General features: G+C 40.3%; 19 protein-coding genes. 2 read left to right on the top strand and 17 right to left on the bottom strand.

From position 1 onward, the window contains the following. Nucleotides 1–8: 8 nt before the first annotated feature. The 11 genes from MMU05_RS20715 to MMU05_RS20665 form a co-directional block, all read right to left on the bottom strand. Nucleotides 9–1,748, bottom strand: a complete 1,740-nt coding sequence (locus MMU05_RS20715) for a glycoside hydrolase family 3 protein (RefSeq protein WP_241143567.1) — start codon at nucleotides 1,746–1,748, stop codon at nucleotides 9–11. Between the two features lie 68 nt (nucleotides 1,749–1,816). Continuing rightward, entirely contained in the window at nucleotides 1,817–5,263 is a 3,447-nt protein-coding gene (locus tag MMU05_RS20710) for a hypothetical protein (protein WP_241143566.1), read from the bottom strand. Between the two features lie 340 nt (nucleotides 5,264–5,603). Further along, nucleotides 5,604–6,806, bottom strand: a complete 1,203-nt coding sequence (locus MMU05_RS20705; protein ID WP_241143565.1) for a hypothetical protein — start codon at nucleotides 6,804–6,806, stop codon at nucleotides 5,604–5,606. Between the two features lie 356 nt (nucleotides 6,807–7,162). Then, a complete protein-coding gene (locus MMU05_RS20700) occupies nucleotides 7,163–7,363 on the bottom strand; it encodes a hypothetical protein (RefSeq protein ID WP_241143564.1) in 201 nt (66 codons plus the stop codon). A 233-nt stretch (nucleotides 7,364–7,596) separates the two neighbouring features. Further along, a complete protein-coding gene (locus MMU05_RS20695) occupies nucleotides 7,597–8,682 on the bottom strand; it encodes a 4-oxalomesaconate tautomerase (RefSeq protein ID WP_241143563.1) in 1,086 nt (361 codons plus the stop codon). Between the two features lie 5 nt (nucleotides 8,683–8,687). After that, entirely contained in the window at nucleotides 8,688–9,464 is a 777-nt protein-coding gene (locus MMU05_RS20690) for an NAD(P)-binding domain-containing protein (protein WP_241143562.1), read from the bottom strand. Next, the gene (locus tag MMU05_RS20685) at nucleotides 9,464–10,081 is read right to left on the bottom strand and encodes a 4-carboxy-4-hydroxy-2-oxoadipate aldolase/oxaloacetate decarboxylase (RefSeq protein ID WP_241143561.1); all 618 of its coding nucleotides are present in this window, start codon (nucleotides 10,079–10,081) and stop codon (nucleotides 9,464–9,466) included. The genes MMU05_RS20690 and MMU05_RS20685 overlap by 1 nt, the downstream gene beginning before the upstream one ends. Nucleotides 10,082–10,092: 11 nt before the next feature. Beyond that, complete coding sequence (locus MMU05_RS20680) at nucleotides 10,093–10,812, bottom strand: PIG-L deacetylase family protein (protein WP_241143560.1); 720 nt, start codon at nucleotides 10,810–10,812, stop codon at nucleotides 10,093–10,095. 18 nt (nucleotides 10,813–10,830) lie between these two features. After that, the gene (locus MMU05_RS20675) at nucleotides 10,831–11,799 is read right to left on the bottom strand and encodes a VOC family protein (RefSeq protein ID WP_241143559.1); all 969 of its coding nucleotides are present in this window, start codon (nucleotides 11,797–11,799) and stop codon (nucleotides 10,831–10,833) included. A 3-nt stretch (nucleotides 11,800–11,802) separates the two neighbouring features. Continuing rightward, a complete protein-coding gene (locus MMU05_RS20670) occupies nucleotides 11,803–13,101 on the bottom strand; it encodes an MFS transporter (RefSeq protein ID WP_241143558.1) in 1,299 nt (432 codons plus the stop codon). A gap of 4 nt (nucleotides 13,102–13,105) precedes the next feature. Then, nucleotides 13,106–14,098: an alpha/beta hydrolase gene (locus tag MMU05_RS20665; protein WP_241143557.1), complete on the bottom strand. Its 993-nt coding sequence runs from the start codon at nucleotides 14,096–14,098 to the stop codon at nucleotides 13,106–13,108. A 37-nt stretch (nucleotides 14,099–14,135) separates the two neighbouring features. On the opposite strand from MMU05_RS20665, the gene MMU05_RS20660 reads away from it, so the two are divergent. Together MMU05_RS20660 and MMU05_RS20655 are read left to right on the top strand one after the other, a co-directional pair. Continuing rightward, nucleotides 14,136–15,026 carry an AraC family transcriptional regulator gene (locus tag MMU05_RS20660; protein WP_241143556.1) on the top strand — a complete coding sequence of 297 codons (891 nt, stop codon included), beginning with the start codon at nucleotides 14,136–14,138 and terminating at the stop codon, nucleotides 15,024–15,026. Nucleotides 15,027–15,360: 334 nt separating this feature from the next. Continuing rightward, the gene (locus MMU05_RS20655) at nucleotides 15,361–16,827 is read left to right on the top strand and encodes an SLC13 family permease (protein WP_241143555.1); all 1,467 of its coding nucleotides are present in this window, start codon (nucleotides 15,361–15,363) and stop codon (nucleotides 16,825–16,827) included. A gap of 107 nt (nucleotides 16,828–16,934) precedes the next feature. On the opposite strand, the gene MMU05_RS20650 is transcribed toward MMU05_RS20655, so the two are convergent. From MMU05_RS20650 to MMU05_RS20625, 6 genes are all read right to left on the bottom strand, one after another. Then, nucleotides 16,935–17,312: a hypothetical protein gene (locus tag MMU05_RS20650; protein WP_241143554.1), complete on the bottom strand. Its 378-nt coding sequence runs from the start codon at nucleotides 17,310–17,312 to the stop codon at nucleotides 16,935–16,937. Beyond that, a complete protein-coding gene (locus MMU05_RS20645; RefSeq protein WP_241143553.1) occupies nucleotides 17,309–17,647 on the bottom strand; it encodes a hypothetical protein in 339 nt (112 codons plus the stop codon). Before MMU05_RS20645 ends, MMU05_RS20650 begins: the two co-directional genes overlap by 4 nt. A gap of 1 nt (nucleotide 17,648) precedes the next feature. Then, nucleotides 17,649–17,948, bottom strand: coding sequence for a PAAR domain-containing protein (locus MMU05_RS20640; protein ID WP_241143552.1), 300 nt, complete (start codon nucleotides 17,946–17,948; stop codon nucleotides 17,649–17,651). Nucleotides 17,949–17,960: 12 nt separating this feature from the next. Further along, on the bottom strand, nucleotides 17,961–19,754 hold the full coding sequence (locus MMU05_RS20635; protein ID WP_241143551.1) for a phage baseplate assembly protein V: 1,794 nt from the start codon (nucleotides 19,752–19,754) through the stop codon (nucleotides 17,961–17,963). Between the two features lie 196 nt (nucleotides 19,755–19,950). Then, nucleotides 19,951–20,199, bottom strand: coding sequence for a phage tail protein (locus MMU05_RS20630; RefSeq protein ID WP_241143550.1), 249 nt, complete (start codon nucleotides 20,197–20,199; stop codon nucleotides 19,951–19,953). A 246-nt stretch (nucleotides 20,200–20,445) separates the two neighbouring features. Next, a complete protein-coding gene (locus MMU05_RS20625; protein WP_241143549.1) occupies nucleotides 20,446–20,898 on the bottom strand; it encodes a phage tail protein in 453 nt (150 codons plus the stop codon). Nucleotides 20,899–20,971 lie beyond the last annotated feature (73 nt).

Below are 20,971 nucleotides of genomic sequence, written 5' to 3'. Positions count from 1 at the left end.
TTATTTGATCAAGACTTATAATTTAACCCAAATCCAAGAGGAAATAGGGGATGAATTTTATCATCCCAAAAATTAGGACCGTGTTTCCCATTGTAATCATCTACAGATTTTGGCCAGGAGTGGGGTAGTTTTCCTTTAAAGTCATACTCACCATAAAGTACTTCAGCAATGCCATGACCTTCGGACCCCGGCAACCAAGCCACAACAAATGCATCCGATTGTTCAATTTGGGGGGTTACAACCAATGGCCTGCCGCAAACAAGTACCACTACTGTTTTTTTCCCTAGCTTAATATAGGTGTCGATATAATTCTGATGGATTTCAGTAAGCGTAAGTTGATAAGCATTGATTTCTCCGCCTATGTCCCCAAAAAACTCTGCATAGGGAGATTCCCCAACCACAATCACCGCTATATCGGCATCATCATTTCCAATTCCATCTTTGTCATAAGCGACTTCAACTGATGAGATTTTTTTAAAACCTTCCAAAATGGTTGTTGCCCCACGATAGTTTTCATTGGTTCCCTGCCAGTTGACCGTCCATCCACCTGACTGCAATCCTGAGTTATCTCCAAATTCACCCACTACCACTATTTTAGCGTCTCTTTTTAGAGGTAATATATTGTCTTCATTTTTTAACAAAACAAGTGACTCCCGCACCGCTTGTCTTGCTACTTCTCTGTGCTTTTTAAGGCCTATTTTATTGATGAGTTTGTTATCAGGGAAGGGATTGTCAAATAACCCAATTCTGAATTTTTGTCTCAAAATTCTACGCACGGCATCCTTAATCCTCGTCACCGGAACAACTCCGCTTGAAACCGCTTCTTTCAGTCCGTTTTGAAATCCTTCCAAATCACCATCTACAGCCATTACCATGTCAATGCCCGCATTGATGATATCATTTTCCCCAAACCTCGAATATCCTTTCCAGTCTGAAACAACGATTCCATCAAATTTCATTTCGCCCTTTAATAGATCTGTGATCAACGCTTTATGCGCGTGCATCGAAATGCCTTCCATTTTGTTAAAAGATGCCATAACCGCACCCACGCCTTCATCAACTGCAGCCTGATAGGGGGGAAGGAGTCTTGTTTTTACCTCATCAAGGGATAAGGAGGAGTTTCCTCCTTCGACACCAAAATCCGTAGAACCATCGCCAATGAAGTGTTTTGCTGTTGCCAGCACATTTTCACTTTGGCTGAGATCACCTTGGTGTCCACGGACCGAAGCTTTAGTCAATTCCACGGCTATATCCGTGCTTTCAGAAAAAGCTTCGTAAACTCTTCCCCATTTTTCGTTGTATGGAATGGCCACACAGGGTGAAAATACCCAATTAAACCCTGTTGCCTGCGTTTCTATGGCTGTTATTTTAGCGGCTTGATGGACAAGGTCCGGATTTGCTGAAGCTCCAAGACCAATATTATGTGGAAAAATCGTAGCGCCTTCAAATGTATTTTGGCCATGCACAGCATCTAAACCAAATAACAATGGAATTCCTAAGCGTGTGGAAAGGGCTTGTTTTTGCAGATCAGTTACTTTGGCTTGCCATTCTGTAGCAGAAATACCGGGAAGCGGGCCTTGGGTATGGATGACCGAACCAATTAACTTTGTTTGAATATCATCTCCGGAGATATCATCAAAATGTCTTACTTGCGTCATCTGACCTATCATTTCATCGATGGTCATCCTTTCAAGCAATGAGTCGATTTTTTTTTCAATGATTTGAAAAGTCATTTCTTCTTTACCCATCCGGTTGGTTCTGTAAAAAACTGATTAAGTATAATCCAAAATTCTTAAGTAAGGAGGAAGTTCAAGTATCATTTGAATGCTTTTCTATCCAAATGAACAATAATTTGACTGATTTCTCCGGTTCGTCCAAATATACTTTGGCTAAAATCAATATCAAGAGTAAGATTTGGACTATTTGAAATATAGCCATTTTTCATTATTACATCAAGTTCAGAATGATCAGCAAGTTTATAGACAATTGGGATCTGACAATAAGTAAAGCCTAGAGATCCAGGTTCTAACTTCAATTTCAACCATTCTGAATTGACATCTCCATATTCAAAGATTTTTGCCTCAGTAAGAAACTCATCCTTTCTTAGCATAGAGGCATTAAATCCCAACTTTCCATCAATTACAGACACTCCAAGCTCTCCAAATCGACTTAAAACATCTTCTTTTACCTGACCTGTCATTCCCGGCTGTTGTACACCTTTCCCCAATGGGGTATGCGAGTAGGGGTCAGTCGGGAAAGCGCCGTAAAGGGTAGGGGATTTATGCAGTCCAATTCCTTCATTGATTTCATAATAATGATTTTGAATGCCATGAATCAGGTCCTCTTTTTCATTACTTTTTACAGCTTCAAGACAACATTCCTGTACTGCCAAAGACAATTTTGAAACCATGTGCCAATAAATTGACCCCAAACCTTCATAACCGAAAAATGTCCCTGATCTTCCCGTAAAGGATTTATGGTCAAAAATTTCTTCGAATATCTCCAGGGCTTTCTTTATATCCGATTCATTGATCTGTTTGTAATTGGTTTTGGAAAGTAATTCCAATTCATTTCGAAGGTCTTTTGCATTTTTAAAATTGCCATTAAAATGGTAGCCTCCGTTCACATCTTTCTCTACTATCTGCTTATTTCCCTCATTGACAAGCATCATGAGCAGCGGCGAACTTGAAATCGCAGCCTGAGAAATATTGTTCTTCTCCAGAAAACCTTTTAGGTTCTTATTGGGATAAAGGATGTAGCTATTTTGATCTTTTCTGTAAAGTGCACTGCTTCTCATTGCATCTAATAAATCCAACACCTCGGAAGATGACAAGTAGCCTGAACTTAAAACCGCAACCTGACCCTCTAACATTTCACTCAGGTAAGAAACAGAAATTTCATCCTGATCTTCAACCGTCATCAGGTTATAGCCATGATAAAGGCCGTCTTTTCTTTTATTTGCGCGAATGCTGTGTTCTAAATAGGCAAGACATATTTGGGTGAAATCCCGGAGGTCTTGGATTTGAATAGCCTCCTGATTGCCGCTAAAGGATTGTTCATAGATATGATTTCTAAATTTGCTTCCAGCTAATCCAACACCATCCAAAACCATTTTGCGATCCTTGTCAGTAAAAGAGACTTCAAGAAGGTGTTTATTTTTCTTAAGCGTATCCGACACACCCTTAAAGAAAGTCATCAATTCCTCCGAAATCTCAACTTCTTTCGATTTTGTATTTTCAAGAATTCCATCAAAAAAAGTAAGAAACCTCCTGAGGTAATACAATGTCACCATGGATAATCCATTTCCGACCAAGGCATTGTTGGCGTCATTCCATTCGGGACGCTGGGTATTCATCCAAATACCACCTTCAGGAATAAAATTGGACATCTTTGCCAACAGCGTCGCTAAAATCTTCTCTACAAAATTGACATGATAAATCGACCCTTGTCTATCCTGAAGCAAGGCACTGTCGGCACCAAGCCAAAGCCAACGTTCCTTGATCTTGGTATCAAGTCCATGATCGAAATCTATCGTGTCTTTTGGGTTTTTTAATATGTCTTCGTAGCTCTTTATCTTATAAGGTACATTGGCATAGACAAAATCCCGCCTTTCAAAATAGCTTTCTATCCTTCCTGGATAATATTTCTCAATGAACTCCAGAAACTTCAGCAAATAAATGATTTGGTGATCGCCCCAATAACCGATATATGACCACGGATCGTCCGGCTCAATTCTTTCCCAATCAATGCCATCCTTGGTCACCCGATAAGGATTGTACCCATCAAAAGTGGAAGCATTCAGAAATTTGAAAATCATTCCTTCAATAAACTCAGGGTAGGAGTGGACCAATGCCTCCCAATTCTGAAATATATCTCTCCAATTTCCCTGATAATCAAGGATTTTTGACCCGTCAGTTTCATTATAAGTGTTTATAGAGAATTTATTCCAAGGCCGGCTTGGATCCCCATGCCGTCGGCTGAACTTTAAGGGTAGATATTCAACGCACAATCTTCTAAAATCAGAATCTTTTGAATTGATTATCAGTTCTTTAAAACTACTGAGTGAAAGCTGTAGTGGAAGGTTTTCGCTGAGTTTTTGCCAGTAGGTCAAAACCTGTTTGTTTGCCTTCGAAAAATAATCGGTGATGTCTTTTTTGTCGAGTCGGTAGTTGTTATCAAAAATTCCACCCCGCATAATGTTAAACAGGGAGTTGGCAAAATGCCGGGTATCCCTCAATGTATCTTTGGTCAATTGCAGCCCATCGGCGGCAGCATTCAGTTGGATCAACTGTCTTGTTCCGGCTTCAATATCTGCGATAACCTTTTGTGCCAATTGGGGATCATTTTTTATCTGATTGGCTATTTCAATAACTTGTGTGACACTGTTGTTCACATTGGCGACGATCAGCCATTCCTTTTCTTTTCCGGGAGAAATTGAAATATCGCCATTCACAAAATATGCTCCCTTTTCGGCTTTGATATCTGATTCTTCTCTGATTGCAATCCCTTTTCTAAAATTCTCGAGCTGCAGGGATGAAAGTAGGTGCTTGGGGTTTTCTAAACCAAGAGACCATGCAATATTTGCCTTTAAAGCCTCGCTTGGTTCAGGCTTATCCACAATAATCACACTGAGAGCAAAGATTCCAACTCCGCTTTCTTTATCAAGTTCGTTCCGCTTGTAGGCATCCACCAGATTGCTTACCTGATTTTGGGTTGAACTTGGCACCCCGTAAGGAACAATATTTTGGATCCCATCAAGAACAGAAATGTCAACCGGTATTGAATTATTATTAATCAACCTGCTTTTTTTAACAAAACCATATCGATGACTTGTATTCCATTGGTACTGAAATGTCAGGTTCAAATCGAAATTGATTTCTTCGAACAGGATCGTATTGCCGTATACATTCTTGTAAAGGTTCCGCTGGATTTTATACTTTTCTGAACTTCTGATTGAAAACGGTTCCCAGATTACAGATTGGCCGGATAGGGAGACTGAAAAAATGGACTTCGATCCTGTGATGTCTGCAGACTCTGTAATTTTATCATCCGTATAGTATGGAAACAACGCATATTCTGCGTTTTTTCTACCTGCACTCAAACCACCGTTACTGCTTATAAACATCCAATGATTGGAGCTGCTTACAATGCTCATAAAGAATGGCCGCATTTGGTCGACATTCAGAATTTGGAAAAAAAGTTGATTATCTATCGTAACCTGCTTGAGTTTTGGCACTTTTCGGTTTTCTGTGATTTCTTGCATCGGGATATGATTACTGTTAGATGGGCAAGTAGAATATAATTCTGAAAAATTTAGAATTATGCCTTAACACGAAGATAGAAGTATTTTGGAAATTGCAAAAGGCTAGGCCAAACAAGTATCCTTGACCAATTGCTTAGAGAAGCTTCTCCTTCCTGATGGTCAAAAAAAATTACGCAGAGACGCAGAAACGCCAAGAAAAAGTAGCAACAGTATTCCGGTTATGTCTATCGAAACCCAAAAAGATATCAAAATGATGCAAAGGCGCCTATGTCCTGCTTATCAACTAGGGGAAGAATGACCGGCGTTTGTTTGGTTTGATTCTATTTGGACATTAAACTACTCAATCCACCCGTTTCATCTCCTTCCAATTAGTATCCAAAAAAACAGCTGCGGGATCAAAATTTGGACTATCTGTCATTAGAAAATTGGTTCCGTCTCCTCGGCTCCATGCATGGTTATAACCAGAGCTCAACTCAAAGGTCCCGGATTCATCCCGGTAATTTTCTACTTCCCTGATTGCCTTCACGAAATTGGTATGGATGCGGTCTTGGGATTGTTGGGAGGCTTCCCAACTCCTCATGTTGGAATCCATTGTAGCAGCATTTTGTTGCCCTTTTTGGATCGCCTGATTTCCGATTTGTCTGGTTCGCTCATCGATCAACTTGATATTTCCAATGTGTACTCTGTTACTCTGCGTCCTGACACTTAACCAAAAATCATCCACGGATTGTTTCCAGTAGGTATTGGTCCGAAAGCTGCCCATCATTACCGCAAGGATATTGCTTGCTTTGTCCTTTTCTCCTGACGGGTAGGAGAACACGACCCGTTCAGAAGCGGTACTTGTATATGATTTGCTGTAGGTTCCATTATAGGGATTGGGTATGACGGTTTCGATAATTACTACTCCGACCATGACAATCGCTTCCTGACCTTTACCTAAATCTACCTCAGCAGTGATGCCACTAGGATAAAAGTTAACCTGGCTTGCGCCGTATTTCATCAGCTCTTGACGAGTTTTGGCTGTATTTTCTTCCAAAGCCTGAGTTCCGCTGAGGTTTTCCTTTACACTGATTATTCTTGGATTTCCTAGTTCGTAAGGAACAAAAACCTGCTTGAAAAACGCCTCGGCATTCAATGGCTGACCAAAGGCGCAATATTTGGGATATTGTTGCTGTTGTTGGATCTGGGCCATTTGTGGATCAGAAGAATAACTCCACATGAAGTTTGGCAACAGTTCAAAACTGTATTTATTATCAGGCGAAACCGCTTTGATTCCCAGGTTATTTCCTGCACAGACAGTCCCGGGTTGGTTCCACATGATCCCGCCATCGACACTCCATCCTTTGGGAACCAACAGGCTAAATGCTTCCACAGGCCGACTGAAACCAATGTTGTCTTGGATCCTTGTCCGCTCAAATTCCGTATAATCCTGATTTTCTTGCTTCTTCATCGTAGCGGTGTTTGGAGTATTTTGGGCAAAGCAATAAAGTGTAGAAAACAAAGTGGCTGTTGCTATTGCCAAAATTTTGAGGAGGCTTTTCATGGAGATGGTTTTTTAAATATTACTACCTAAGATCATATCGAAAAGGAGGCCCGAATGTCATCAGGGGTTTTTGATTTTTTTTTTGAAAAAATGACCGAATAAAAATGCGTCAATTGAGTAGGGTAAGAAGAATAGTTAGTTAAGTTAAAGGAGAAATATACTTCAAGGGGAGAGTCCGGGAATTAGGAAAAAGGGGAGTAATGAAAAATTAAAAAATGAGGAAGTGCCTTATTCGACCAATTCCTTAAATTTGACAGCTGTTCCAGAAATCGAAGCTTCAACTTGGAATCTATTGTACTGGACATTTATCAAACCATTTGTACCTTCTCTTTTTGCTCTTTTTACCAATATATCCATCATTCCTTTTGAACCTGATGGCCATCCACCCTTAACATGGATAATTTGATTTCTTTAAATTTTTTTTCAGGTGTCTTGACTGTATAAATTCCTATGCCTTCGTAGCTTCCATCTGTCGTTGAAAAAGTCCTTGTTGCCGTACAGCTGCTCAGAAAAGCCAAAGTTAAAATCATGAAGAATAATGAGCGGAGATTTTTCATGGGTTCTACAGCTATATATTTCGAATAACGGTATTGTATTTAGGAAGATGGTTTTGATTGAAAATGAAGAAAGCAATTTCATTATGTTTATGGATTTGAATTGCAAGTTCAAAAGGTAAAAAGGTATAGATACAATCGAAACTTTGGTTGAATAGGCTTTTGTCTTAGTATCAGCCTGTGCAGGCTAGACAGTGTGTGTTGAAATACGTTTATTATCCATAGCATTGCATATTTTATATATGCTTCGGGATATAAACTTCTCCCATGCTGATAAGCCTAGAGGTGCGTAAGACAATTGACTTCTTAATAGAGATTTTCCCCTCGGTCTTTTCTGTTATTAGTTTCACAGTGAACTCCCCAGTGGGATGTTCGATAGATAAACCTGCTTCATGACTTGATGGGAGGGAAGCTATTTTATTAGCAACTGTTCCGGCTATGATGCAAGCCGTTGCTGTGGATACCGCACCGAGCACGCCAATGGCTTCATGGCATACATGAGGAATGAAGGTTCTTGTGTTGATAGCGCCGCCATTAAGAGGAACTGATACCACACAAATTTTGGGAATAGTTTGGTTTGTCACATCACCTAAATTCATTTTTGGGCCCATCTGCAATCGAATATGCTCCAGTTTTCTTTTTAATTCTTCATTTGAGTTTAACTCTAATGGTGATTCATTTCCTGATATAAGTAGATCGCTTGCGCGGATAAGTATTTCGGGCATGCCGTTGTCAATGCAGGTGACAGAAATTCCATCTACAATATCGAGCAAGTTACCCGTAGGAAATAAACTTCCACAGGTTGCACCCTCAGTACCAAGGTAATTGCAGAGTATGGGTGCGGAAGTTCCCGGAACTCCATCCACTTTAGTCTGGCCGTTATAGTTTACAATACCATTGGGTGTTTCTACCGTGACTTCGCAATGTCCACCTGTGTTTACGAGATTGACAATGGCTGTAGTTGATGGATTATTCGCTTTTATCAATCCTGATTCAATGGCGAAGGGTACAACTGCTGCTAGAATATTACCGCACGTTTGTGTAGTTGAAATCTTTCCTTTGCCAATTACAACTTGTAAAAATAAATAGTCGAGGTCAGCATTTTTTTCTTTAGATGGACTAACGACCGCAACTTTGCTTGTAAGCGATGTGGCTCCACCCATTCCATCAATTTGTCGCAGATCTCCCTGACCAACTCCCTCCATGGCTGCCAAAATGTACTTATCACGAGTTGCTACATCAGCAGGTAAATCTGCAAGATGAAAAAAAAGTGCTTTGGAACTTCCACCACGAAATAACATAAAAGGTATTGATGTTTGCATGGTAATTATTTTCTGTTTTTTAATTTAGTGAGATTATCATATACAGCTTTTGAAAGAAACGGTTCGATTCCTTTGGACTCCAGCATTTTTGCTACCGCTTCCATTTCGTGCATGCGCCTTTCGGCATGAGTAACACTACCTTCAATAAACCGGTCAATCAATTCATCGTTCCCACCGATGATGGATTGAATCTGTTCGCGCACGTAGCCTTCCAATTCAAAAACTTTTCCTGCCTCAACGGCCTCACATATGACTGCGGCAATTCCTTTGTATACAATGGAGCGAAGTAGTTTTCGGGTGGATGCATCGCCGACGGTTTCACTCAAGACCGAAAGGTATAGATTAAGATGGTTTAACTTTTCTTTCAAGATTAAGGCTCCGGGTCCAGAGGTTAACAGAGGAGTAAAAATACCACTAGGCGGCACGGGAGCCATGATTGCAACATCCACAAAATGAACTCCTGATGATTGCAAAATAGTATTGATTCCTACTTTCATCTCAGGAGATGATGTATTCATTTCGGCATAAATCTTTTTGCTATTTAAGACAGGTAAAACTTCCCTTGCCACCGCTTCCGAAACGGATGAAAGATTTACACTTAAAATAATATCAGCATCACGGCATGCTTCCAGATTACTCTTTGCAACAAAAACAGCTACATTTAATTCTCTTATCAGATTAGGATCCCAGCCAGAAACGCGAACGCCCAATTTCACTAAGTCATTTGCAAATCGACTTCCCGCTTCACCCAAACCAAGAATGGCAATGTGCAATTTATCCATCAGTAACCAAATTTTTTATCCCATCCATAAATTTGTATGGATGTTTTTCCTTCTCTCAATTGCTTTCTAACTTTTTCTTCTTTTTCCTCTCGTGCCCTCGATTTCTCAATCGCCTCATCCATTCTATCTTGAGGCACTACTACAACTCCATCACGATCACCAATTATAATATCTCCCGGATGAATCATACAGTCACCAATGATAATCGGTTCGTTCAACGTACCATCACCATGGTTGCTGGTGCCTCGTATGCATAACCCGCGACTGAACACCGGAAAACCCATCGCTTCTATATCATCGGCATCGCGCACGCACCCATCAATTACTAAACCAGCAATGCCTTTTGTCTTTGCTCCGAGACTCATTAAGTCACCCCAATATCCTGCTTCATAAAAGCCGCAACAACTCGCAACAATCACATCACCAGGTTTCGCATAAGCGTAGGCCCGATGCAACAAAACATTATCCCGGGGCATTGTCATGACTGTATAAGCGCGACCATAAACCTTCATTTTTGAATGAATAGGCTTAATACCAGAGGGTAGATTTCCATTCCGGCCCATCGCTTCATGAATAGTAGCGGAGGAAAACTTGCATAATTCTTCGATCTTGTTCATGCTCATTATTGTTAGAAAATACTGGATACAATCCGTGGCACCTGACTTTGGTATGCTTCAGCAAACTTGATGTCTTTTTTGCCCGAAATTCTTCTTACATGATTTGCCCTGCGTGAGGCTAACTCAGCATAATAATCTTTCAGATAGTTCTGTGCGCCCATGCAACTCATAGCCTCATTTTTTTTGTCCATCACAGAGCTGATGTCTACAAATGTATCTGGTACAAAGCTTGACAATTCGGGTTGATGTGGTTCAAAGGAATACCATGCTGGCGGATCAATATTTTTGAATGCACTTGGTACTCCTGCTCCAGATGAAAGAAGTCGTGCGCGCTGCACAGCCTGAAATGCCACTGGATGATCGGGATTGAAGGGGTCTTTTTCAGAATGGGTTAGAATTACGTTGGGTTCAAAATCACCGATGATCGTTGTCAGCTGCTTTATACGATCATCCGTGAGGAGCATTGGGTAATCGCCCCAATCTAAAAATTGAATCGGTGTACCCAGTATGGCCGCAGCTTTGGAAGCTTGCTCGTGTCGAATGATTTTAACGCTTTCTTCAGTGCGATTCGGATCTTCTTTCCATAGTTCACCTGATTCTCCCCGCTCTCCATATGACATTGCGATTACCAATGTAGTCCCTCCCTCTTCAATTGTTTTAGCAATCGTTCCGGCAGCACGCCAAACAAAATCACCTGAATGTGCGCCCACTATCAAAAGCCTTTTATTCATATTATTTAAATTAAATAATTACATCAAATCTTCCGGCATCGGTGTACCTCGAGTGTGAAAACTAGGTACTGTAGCTAAACCCCAAGCCTGTCCTTTTTTACGTTCCTCTATTGTCCAGATAATTGTTTGATAATCCGGATCAAGAACAAGTCGCGCTGTTGAATTTGCTACTTCAATTCGGTTGCCCCCCGGTTCATAAACATATAAAAAGAATGTTTGCTGAATGGCATGCTTGTGTGGACCAGTTTCTATGGTGATTCCGTTTTCCAAAAATATATCAGCAGCAATCAAAATTTCTTCGCGACTGTTGGTGGCAAAAGTAAGATGATGAAACCGACCGTTCAAGTTTGTGTGGTCTTCGGTAACAGCCAAGTCGTATGACTTGGAATTAACGGCAAACCAAACAGCTTTTGGGTTCATATCGGTGGTGTCATCCACAATGGTTTCTGTAAGCATACCACCTAAGTTTTGCAATTGGAAATCTCGGAAGGCACGTACATCTTTAGCAAATAAATTCAAGTGATCAATGCGCCTTACATTTATGCCCTTTCCTGGGAATTTGCTCGCAGTATTTTTTAATGCTGACATATTCTTGGTTGATGCTTTATACTTCTGCGTGTCGAAATATATTTCGGCCAGATGTCCGTCGGGGGTATGGAAACTAAAAGCACGACCATGCCCGATGTCGCCATCGTGCCAACCTATTCCCAATTTAGTGGATTGAATAGCATCAACCCTTCGTTGCAACGCTTGCTCACTTCTGGCGCGCCAGGCAAAGTGGCGCATCCCGGGATATTTGTTTGCTGTTAGCTTCAGGGAATGATGTTCGTAATCATCATATGACCGAAGATAAACAGAATCTCCTTTTACATCGCTTACCGACATGCCCATAATTTCGGTAAAGAAGCGGGCACTTTCATCGAGTTTTGGCGTTAACAATTCCACATGAGCCAAATGTGCGATATCCCAAATGATTTCTTTCTTCATTTTTCAACTTAGTTCAGATGATTTTATAAAAAGAGTAACAACACCGGCAACAACTAATGGCAAAGCAAAAGCGATGAAGTTTAAGTCTACGGACCAGCCACTGCTGATTAAAAGGCCGCCCACAAAGGGTCCGATGATGGCTCCCAATCTTCCAAAGCCTATTGCCCAACCTATACCAGTACTTCGAACCTCGGTGGAATAAATGCGAGCTGCCACAGAATATAATCCAATGAAGCCACCTTGAATCCCAAATCCTATAAGTCCAAAAAAGATCAAGGTAAGTGCTGTACCCGTAAAAAACCCGAAAAGCATCATGAGTAGGGCAGTGGCCAATAAAAAAAAACAAATCACTTTTCGCAATCCAAACTTTGCTGAAAGATAGCCTTGTGTAAGGATACCTACGAAAGCTCCCAGATTAAAAAGTATTCCTGCATAGATTGAAAGTGAATTTGATAGCCCAGTAATAAAGGCTAACTTAGGTATCCAACTTGTCAGAAAATACAGTGCAGCGAAGCACATAAGAAAGGCAGTCCAGGTAAGGATGGTGGCACTCTTTAGATCGGCATTGAAGAGCATCGTTACGTTTGTCTTTGCCTGATTCTGGTCAATGGAGGGCAGCGTTGAAATACTTTTCAACTTCATGCTTAATAAAATTGAATTAATTTTTTGTAGCGCTTGTGTGGGTTGTTTTTTTAAAAGGAAATCGATGGACTCTTTCAGGAAAAAAAATCCTAGAGGAATGGTTAACAGCGTAACGATCCCAGAAAAGATATACATGGAAGGCCATCCTTGGTGCGCAATCAATTGAGTTGCCACAAGTCCTGAAAGTACCGCACCAACCGGATAGCCCGACATCACGAAACTAACCCAGAAATTTTTTGTACGCTGGGGTGCATATTCTGAAGCAAGGGTGGAAGTGCACGCCAGCATACTGCCAATCCCAATGCCGGTAAAGAATCGCAAGAAGATTAATTGCTCCAAGGAAAGTGCGTAAGCAGTAACAAAAGAACCCAAGCCCATCCACAAGGCACATAATAAGATCATTGGCTTTCGCCCGATTACATCGGCCTTTGGTGCCAACAGCATGGCGCCTAAAGCCATACCTAATAATCCAACACTAAACACAATACCAAAACCGGATGGATTTATATTCCAGGATGAAGTAATAGAATTAGCCGTATATGAGATTACCATAACATTCATGCCATCACACATATTCATCAGGAAACAAATCAAGATTACTCCATAATGAGTTGAAGTCAGTTTTGATTTGTAGTCCAATGGAAATTCTCCTGAAGCCATCGCCTTATTTCAAGTAGGTATCCAGGAAGACAAAGACTAATTCAATATTTTCTGGAGTTTCAAATGCAGGACCACCATGCTTACTGCCTTCCAATAACACAAGCGTGACTTTTTCTTTGCCTAAAACTGCTTCAAGCTTTTTTGCAAAATTGATAGACTGTTGAGTAGGCACAAGATGGTCTTTTGTGCCATGTTGTATAAAAAATGGTGGATCATCGCTGGTAATATAAGTTTCAGGATTTGCTTCCTTTACCTTTTCGGGTATCTCAGTAATTTTTTGCCCCAATACTTTAGATTCTGGTGAGTTCGCCTCGCTGTGATCGGGTATGCCGTTGCCGGTTTCTCTTAATTGATCATCCATAGCTAAAAAGTCAGTAGGACCAAACCAATTGACCACAGCTTGGACCCGACTGGATTGATCGGCGTTTCCCAAACTCATGTCTTCTAATTCTTTCACATCCCCAGAAGTACCTGCCAATGCCGATAAATTTCCACCAGCAGAACCTCCCCATAGTGCGACCTTATTCGCATTGAGGTTATACTGGTTTGCATTTGCTTTTATCCAACGAATAGCCGCTTTGACATCATTAATATTTTTAGGAAACAATGCTTCTCCGCTCATCCTATAGTTGATAGATACGACGGCATAGCCGTACTTCAAACCTTCAAGCATTGGTTTTAGTTGATTGTCGGCTTTATCACCAAACATAAAAGCACCTCCATGTATGCTGATGATAATAGGATAGGGGCCTTTGCCTTCTTCATCAGGTAAATAAATGTCCAGCTTTTGTGCAGGTGATATCGTTGCATACTCCACATCCAGCCATTTTTTTTTGATATGATCAGTGTTGATCTTGCCTGATTGCTGTGAATGAGTGGTGTGACTCAAGAAGAGCAAAAGCAAAAATGTGACGTAGAGCTTGGTTAGTTTTATCATAGTCTTTTTATAAATCTGGAACAACTTAGAAACTATTCGAATAATTTCATAAAAAAGCATGATTCTCATTTATAAAATGGCTACATTTTAGAATTATATGGATACAATTCGAACATCTCCCAAACTGAGGCACTACGAAGGACTTTATGGAGATATAAGTCATAAGCTCGATGCCGAGTATGTGTTTTTGGAAGCTATTGAAACGCGAAGCAAGGGATTTGATTGGGTGATTTACCCCCATATTCACTCTCACTTGTATCAACTTTTTTTTATTGAATCAGGCAGTGTGAAGTTTATCGGAATATCACAAGAAACGTCTATAGAAGCACCCTGTATTCTTTTTGTTCCACCGAGTTCGCTCCATGGATTGCATTATAGCACGGATGTAAATGGTCAGATATTAACGCTGTCGGACTATGTAGTTGAAATGCTTTTCCCCCAATCTTCTGCCGTTATGATGGTACTGGAAAAGCTACAATTGATTTCATTTCCTGAAGAAAAATCTATAAATTTTGATGAAGTCATGAATTTGATAAGAACCGCTAGTCACGAGTTGTTCTCTGACCATGCGGAAAAGAAACTAATGCTCGAGGCTGTTTTAAAAAGGTTATTATTGATTATTTATCGAATTGGTAAAAATAATGATGCCAATTTTTCCAAACAAAATAAAAGTCTGGACTACTACGCACGGTTTCAGAAAATGTTAAAGAACGAAAATCAGACTAGACGCATTCCATCCCTTGCCAAAGACATCGGCATTACACCGGCACACTTAAACCGTATATGTAGAAAAGTGAGTGGCAAGTCAACATTGACCATTGTACATGAAGTGCTGATTCAAAAAGCACAAAACTATTTGGCCCATACTAGTTATTCTGTCTCAGAGATTGCTTACCTCTTAAAATTTGAATATCAAAATCATTTCGCGCGTGTATTTAAAAAAATTACCGGTGTAGCGCCTTTGGAGTACAGAAGAAGTAGGAGATAACGAATATTATTAGGTGAAATTGTTGCAGTAAAAATTACGCTACGTGGTGGATGCGTGGCGGTGGCCTTCTCACCAAATCCTATACCTCTATACCGATGCCTGAAACCCTAAGATGGCGCTTACACGGAGAAAAGTAATGGCTGACAAATATGACTAAATAGTTGGAATCAGGATTATAGAAAACAGTTGTTATATAATTTACATTATGTTAAATACAATCGGACACAATACGATATCTCTATATTTACAAGATCGCTGAGCATAATCCACCACTCTCATGATTGCGGTTTGAATTGCCTGAATTTTTTGGTAATTATAGGATTTAATTGCTGATATGAACCCTAACCTTACCTCACGCATCGGAATCATTCTTGGACCGATTTTATTTCTACTAATTTTATTTTTTGTAAAGCCTGCAGCAATGTCTAAAGAAGCTTTGGCTATGATGGCTGTGACTGTTTGGATAGCGACTTGGTGGATTACAGAAGCGATTCCGATTGCAGCTACCGCCTTGTTGCCTTTGGTGCTTTTACCTACTTTGAATGTATTGCCGATTGCCGAGACGGCAGCTTCCTATTCCCACCCGATGGTATTGCTGTATATGGGAGGTTTTATGATTGCTATGGCGATCGAAAAATGGAGTCTGCACAAGCGGATTGCTTTGAGTATCATCTCTTTTATCGGCACTGACATCCAAAAGATCATTTTGGGATTTATGGTGGCGACGGCCTTCCTTTCCATGTGGATTTCCAATACCGCTACTTCCCTGATGATGTTGCCCATCGGTGTGGCTGTGGTGACACAGTTGACTCCCAATGCGGCCATCAAGGAAGTCCTTCCAAACAACCTCGGAAAAGCATTGATGTTGGGAATTGCATATAGTGCATCTATTGGCGGTATGGCTACCTTAATTGGCACGCCTACCAACATCATTTTGGCCGGAGTCATCAAGGACATGTATGGCTATGAAATCAGCTTTTCCCAATGGATGCTGTACGGCTTTCCCGTTGCAGTATTGCTTTTGGCATTTTGCTGGTTTTATTTGGTGAAATATGCCTTCCCTTTTGAGAAGAACTTTAAGATTGAAGGCGGTAAAGAAGAAATCCAACGACAACTTTCCCTATTGGGCCCGATGACAAGGGAAGAAAAGCGGGTTGCTTGGGTTTTCGGTTCCGTGAGTTTTGCCTGGATCAGCAGGACATTTTTACTTCAAGATTTAATTCCTGCCTTGGACGATACAATCATTGCGATTGCTGGGGTTTTGGTGCTATTTGTCCTCCCCTCTTCCAAACCGAAAACTAAACTGCTAGATTGGAAAACTGCTGAAAGCATTCCTTGGGGAATATTATTGCTTTTTGGCGGCGGTTTGTCATTGGCAGAAGGATTCAAATCAACCGGATTGGCTTCCTGGATCGGCAATCAGTTTGTGTTCCTTGATTTCATTGCCTTTGGACTGTTTTTGTTGATAATCATCGCTGCGGTTAATTTCCTGACAGAAATCACTTCCAATGTAGCCACTGCATCGATGATCCTTCCGATTTTGGCGGCTGTCTCCTACTCCATGGGTGTTCATCCTTTTGGATTGATGGTCGGTGCGACGATGGCGGCCAGTTGTGCATTTATGCTTCCTGTAGCGACACCGCCCAATGCCGTGGTATTTGGTTCGGGTTACCTCCGGATTCCCGACATGGTCAAAGCCGGGTTGTGGATGAACTTTGTTTCCATCATTATCATCACTCTATTTACCTATTATCTGTTACCGCTGATTTGGGGGATTGAGTTAAAGGTTTATCCTTTTTAGATGGTGTGGGGAAAAAGAAATATAAATTAGTATAAAAATCCAAACTCTATTTGAGCTGATCATTTATTGAAAAACTTTAAAGCTCTCTTCTATGCTTATTTTATGTCTTACATTATAGTACTATCCCAGAGGGTGGATATTCTGAAATATATTTCATTTCCATCTCCGTAATTACTCATTGTCTTAATTTGTAAGCCAAAGTTTTTGGTCTCTCCTACCCATCTTAGGTTGATCTTATTCCACCAAAAGCCGTAATGGGCGCACGTCTTGGATATCTTTGATTTGGATTTTCCGAAAGTGCTTATCGCGATGGCATGCATCAATGCATATTTTCCTTTTCCTTCAACTCCTGAATAGGCCATGATTTCATATGCATGGCATCCTGTGAGACCTGCCAAGATATCATGCCATTTGCCATCAGCAGGTACTTTTCCTTCTTTGTAGGTAAGCATTCTTTCTTTAGATGCAATATGGCCTTGTTTCATCTCATTATCATTTTTGCATTTGTTGCTGGAAGGTAACAATAATGAATTCTGCAGGTCTTACTATAGCCAATTTGACTGAAACCAGCATTTTTCCTTGCAAAATGTCCAACCCTGTCATCGTAGCTCGCCAATTCCAGATTAATTCCATGGAAAGACTTGAAGCCAAAGGCTTCATCCATTTTCGACAAAATTTGGGTGGCAAAAATCTTCTCAATTAATTCATTACAGCGAATGGCGAGATTTCTATTGGAATATTGAAATTCTATAGTTGCCTTATTGATGAAATTTTGCTCCGATTCTATAATTTCCAAAAATGATTTTTCAGAATTATCCATCTTATCCCCCGATCATCACTGTTGGACATCCTAAAACAATACTACCCCCATGTGCAGTAGCATCTCCCATTCTAGCTGCTGGTTTCCCTCCTATCATCACTGTGGAAGAGCCTTTGATAATTGAGTCAGGTGGCCCTTTACAAACCAGGGAATCTCCTAAGACGGCAGCCGGCATTTTTCCAATCAAAACATTTGGAACTCCGGGGCCAATGATTGGTCCTCCCACATGGGGAATTGGTGGCAAACCGGGAGTCTGCATCGGGCAGACGTGCATATCTGTTAATCTAGCTGCTAAAGGCATCTATTTTCCCATTTAATTGATCATTACCATGGCACCTTTTACGGTGGTCTGCCCTGAAGCTGACAATTCAGCTGATGCATTTCCCTTAGCTTTGAATCCTACCTGAGCTTCAAGACTTACATTCAAACCTTTGGAAATTATATCAGCATTGGAAGAAATCCCGATCTCCCCCATTGCATCTAGGGAGATTTTTCCTTTTGCTGATATCTTGATGTCTTTAGGACTTTCCATAGAAATTCCACTGTCATTCATCGTTAATTTGTTTCCATTCGTATCCTCGAACTCTATCATTTTTTCTTTATCATTCATCACCCATTTATTACCTCCGGGTGTAGAAATCGTCAGAATTTTTTCTTCATCATCAAACTTTATAGTAATTCCTGACTTGGTTACAATGGATTTGAATTGGTTTTTTTCATCAGGTTCCTCTTTTGGATTGTTCTTTTTACTGTAAAGCCCCCCCATAATGACAGGAAAACGCGGATCGTTATTGACAAAACCTACCAATACTTCATCCCCAATTTCAGGATAAAAGAAAAATCCACATTGATTTGAAGCATAATCGAAAGTCATTCTTGCCCAGACATATTCTTCAACCTCTCCCTTAAAGGAAGGCATTGTTATTTTGACTCTATAATTAGCGTCAGGATCACCGTGAATAGCTGCCACCTTACCGATATGCAAACCCTTTGCAGCCGGTAAATTCCCTCCTGCATCGTGTTCCTCCAGATCTGGAAAAGAGGAATGGAAACTGGAGGACATTCCTATATACAGTGAAGTGATCCAATCCCCTTCTTCCATTTCATGAATTACTTTGGAAACGAAGGCATTTCCGTTGAATCTTTGATTAAATCCCTTTAATTCAACAATATTTCCAGGCAGGACTTTGGAAGTTCCAGGGAGCTTAATTCTCCCCTTTATTTTATTCAAGACAACCCGGTTTGCTGCACTCTTACCGATATTTTGCAGTTCCTCTTTGGTCAAGGAGGCAGAACTTAACCGGTTACTTGAAATTCCGGAAAGAACATCTGAAAGTTTTTGGGTCGTTATATTCCCAAGATTTAGCGAATCACTTACATTCGATGTGGCAGAAGCGATCTGTTGACTACTTTCATCCCAGGACACAACATTGAACTCTTTCACTATATCCTCAGCATCAATATCCAGATCAGCTTCCAGCACAACCGTATCTGCCTGAATAGATATCACAGGGGAAGAACTTAGATCGATTTCTTTTATTTTAAGTTGATTATTCTCAGTAATAACAATTTGGTTATTCATCTCGGCCCTCATGAGAATAAAATCCCAATAGGAACAATGATGTTGCACCATTTGGCCAAATGTCACATTGGTGCTGTCAATGTTATTTTCCAAACCAAATTTTCCTGCAATTTTCCCAAATGTATCGCTATCCGTTGCTTCAGTATAAACATTGGTAAACCTCCCTTTGGTAAGTTGGACTGCTTTGTCTTTACAGGTGATTTCCAGATAAGATTTGGTTTTTTTTACAATCATTCTTTGGGAAAGCAAAATTCCGGCATATACCAGTTCCCTACTATTTCCATATCCCATCTCTATTTCGACTACATTGCCGGGAACAAAATCAGGGCCTTCTGCATTTGAAAATGACTCGTTTGAAACCCCAAATGCACTCCCTTCCATAACGATAAACTTTGCACTGGAAATCCTATTTACTTCTTTTGAAACACTGACTGAAAGTATTTCAACAGTGTCTTTTATTGTACTTCCATTGATCTTGATGGATAGAGAAATCGGGTCGGAGGACTCTTTGAGGATATCAGCCATTTGTTTGGATTTTATCTTTGTGAACGGTTTTGGAGCTTTTCCATAATTCTGTCAATACAATCATTCTCTATTTCCTTTTTGAGTTGGTATAGATATTCTTTCAGTTTTTCTTCAATCATTTCACTTTTTCAAAATCAGGATTTTCATCCGTTACTTCACCTTTTATGATTAGTTCTTTAATGATCAATGTCATGTCCTATAGGGTTTTGTAAAAATTTCGGTACTTCAATGTTAAGGTCTCTATCGTAAATTCATTTTTCTCATATCCTATGGCTGCAAGTTCCCAAGAAATAGGAAATGCCTGTTCAAAAGACCATACGGCCAGTGGAATATTGGCTACACCTTCATTTGCTTCTGATTTGGAAGATACCAATCTCAAACTGATGTCGAATGGCTTGAATTTGAAATTTTCAATTGCATCCCTACACCAACTTTCTAAATTCAAACCTTTCATTAGACACCTCTACAAAACTAAATCATCATATTTAATGGATTTGGGAAGGTGGTGGACAAAAATATTGTCCTCGCCTTCTTTTTTTTTCCATCGTTTCAATCGTCACTTTCAATCCGGATACTTCCTGAAAACTGCTGTCCATCTTGGAGTTTCCGTTTCTTATAAAAACTACTTCAAAATAGAAAGCAATAGGTGGTACATACCCCTGCGTAAAGAAACTTGAGGTATCCATGCTGATTAACCGTTAGCAATAGTTAGCCCCTCGTGTGAAATTTCGATAGTTTCCACAGCTACTTCATTGGCATCAGATTTCATATCCGTTGAGCTGATTTTTGTTGGCCAAGCATTGGCTAAAGTCCAGGTCATTGTAGGATTTCCACCTTCGTCACATAACTTGATGACGACATTTTGACGTTCAACTGTGTTCATTTTGATCTTGGTGTACCAATCAAAGAACTTATTGTCCTTTGCAAACACGCCCTTTTTCAATGTCACATTGTTGTTTTTGACAATTCCGGGCATATTGATCGTCGAGAATACCGGGCTGTTGCCATGTCTGTATTCAATGGGCTGTGCAGTCACTTCCAGGCCACTTACTTCCTGAAAAGGAACGTCTGTGGTGCTTCCCAAATCTACTTTAAAGTAAAACTTGGGTAATGGCCAATCGCTATCTTGTGCTTCTCCTGCCATGATTTTGTTTTTTTATGGTTTTGGTTAAATTTTAAAAATTGAAGTGAAAAGAAAAATAGATTTATGTCAATGT

The sequence above is a fragment of the Cognataquiflexum rubidum genome (genome assembly GCF_022538115.1).
GTDB classification, from domain to species: domain Bacteria; phylum Bacteroidota; class Bacteroidia; order Cytophagales; family Cyclobacteriaceae; genus Cognataquiflexum; species Cognataquiflexum rubidum.
Note: the sequence above shows the minus strand (reverse complement) of the source record. Positions and strands in the feature narration are given on the sequence as shown.

Bases quoted from the DNA above. Each gene is read 5' to 3' on its own strand.
- MMU05_RS20715 (WP_241143567.1), bottom strand. From the start codon at position 1,748: ATGGGTAAAGAAGAAATGACTTTTCAAATCATTGAAAAAAAAATCGAC.
- MMU05_RS20710 (WP_241143566.1), bottom strand. From the start codon at position 5,263: ATGCAAGAAATCACAGAAAACCGAAAAGTGCCAAAACTCAAGCAGGTT.
- MMU05_RS20705 (WP_241143565.1), bottom strand. From the start codon at position 6,806: ATGAAAAGCCTCCTCAAAATTTTGGCAATAGCAACAGCCACTTTGTTT.
- MMU05_RS20700 (WP_241143564.1), bottom strand. From the start codon at position 7,363: ATGAAAAATCTCCGCTCATTATTCTTCATGATTTTAACTTTGGCTTTT.
- MMU05_RS20695 (WP_241143563.1), bottom strand. From the start codon at position 8,682: ATGCAAACATCAATACCTTTTATGTTATTTCGTGGTGGAAGTTCCAAA.
- MMU05_RS20690 (WP_241143562.1), bottom strand. From the start codon at position 9,464: ATGGATAAATTGCACATTGCCATTCTTGGTTTGGGTGAAGCGGGAAGT.
- MMU05_RS20685 (WP_241143561.1), bottom strand. From the start codon at position 10,081: ATGAACAAGATCGAAGAATTATGCAAGTTTTCCTCCGCTACTATTCAT.
- MMU05_RS20680 (WP_241143560.1), bottom strand. From the start codon at position 10,812: ATGAATAAAAGGCTTTTGATAGTGGGCGCACATTCAGGTGATTTTGTT.
- MMU05_RS20675 (WP_241143559.1), bottom strand. From the start codon at position 11,799: ATGAAGAAAGAAATCATTTGGGATATCGCACATTTGGCTCATGTGGAA.
- MMU05_RS20670 (WP_241143558.1), bottom strand. From the start codon at position 13,101: ATGGCTTCAGGAGAATTTCCATTGGACTACAAATCAAAACTGACTTCA.
- MMU05_RS20665 (WP_241143557.1), bottom strand. From the start codon at position 14,098: ATGCTTTTTTATGAAATTATTCGAATAGTTTCTAAGTTGTTCCAGATT.
- MMU05_RS20660 (WP_241143556.1), top strand. From the start codon at position 14,136: ATGGATACAATTCGAACATCTCCCAAACTGAGGCACTACGAAGGACTT.
- MMU05_RS20655 (WP_241143555.1), top strand. From the start codon at position 15,361: ATGAACCCTAACCTTACCTCACGCATCGGAATCATTCTTGGACCGATT.
- MMU05_RS20650 (WP_241143554.1), bottom strand. From the start codon at position 17,312: ATGAAACAAGGCCATATTGCATCTAAAGAAAGAATGCTTACCTACAAA.
- MMU05_RS20645 (WP_241143553.1), bottom strand. From the start codon at position 17,647: ATGGATAATTCTGAAAAATCATTTTTGGAAATTATAGAATCGGAGCAA.
- MMU05_RS20640 (WP_241143552.1), bottom strand. From the start codon at position 17,948: ATGCCTTTAGCAGCTAGATTAACAGATATGCACGTCTGCCCGATGCAG.
- MMU05_RS20635 (WP_241143551.1), bottom strand. From the start codon at position 19,754: ATGGCTGATATCCTCAAAGAGTCCTCCGACCCGATTTCTCTATCCATC.
- MMU05_RS20625 (WP_241143549.1), bottom strand. From the start codon at position 20,898: ATGGCAGGAGAAGCACAAGATAGCGATTGGCCATTACCCAAGTTTTAC.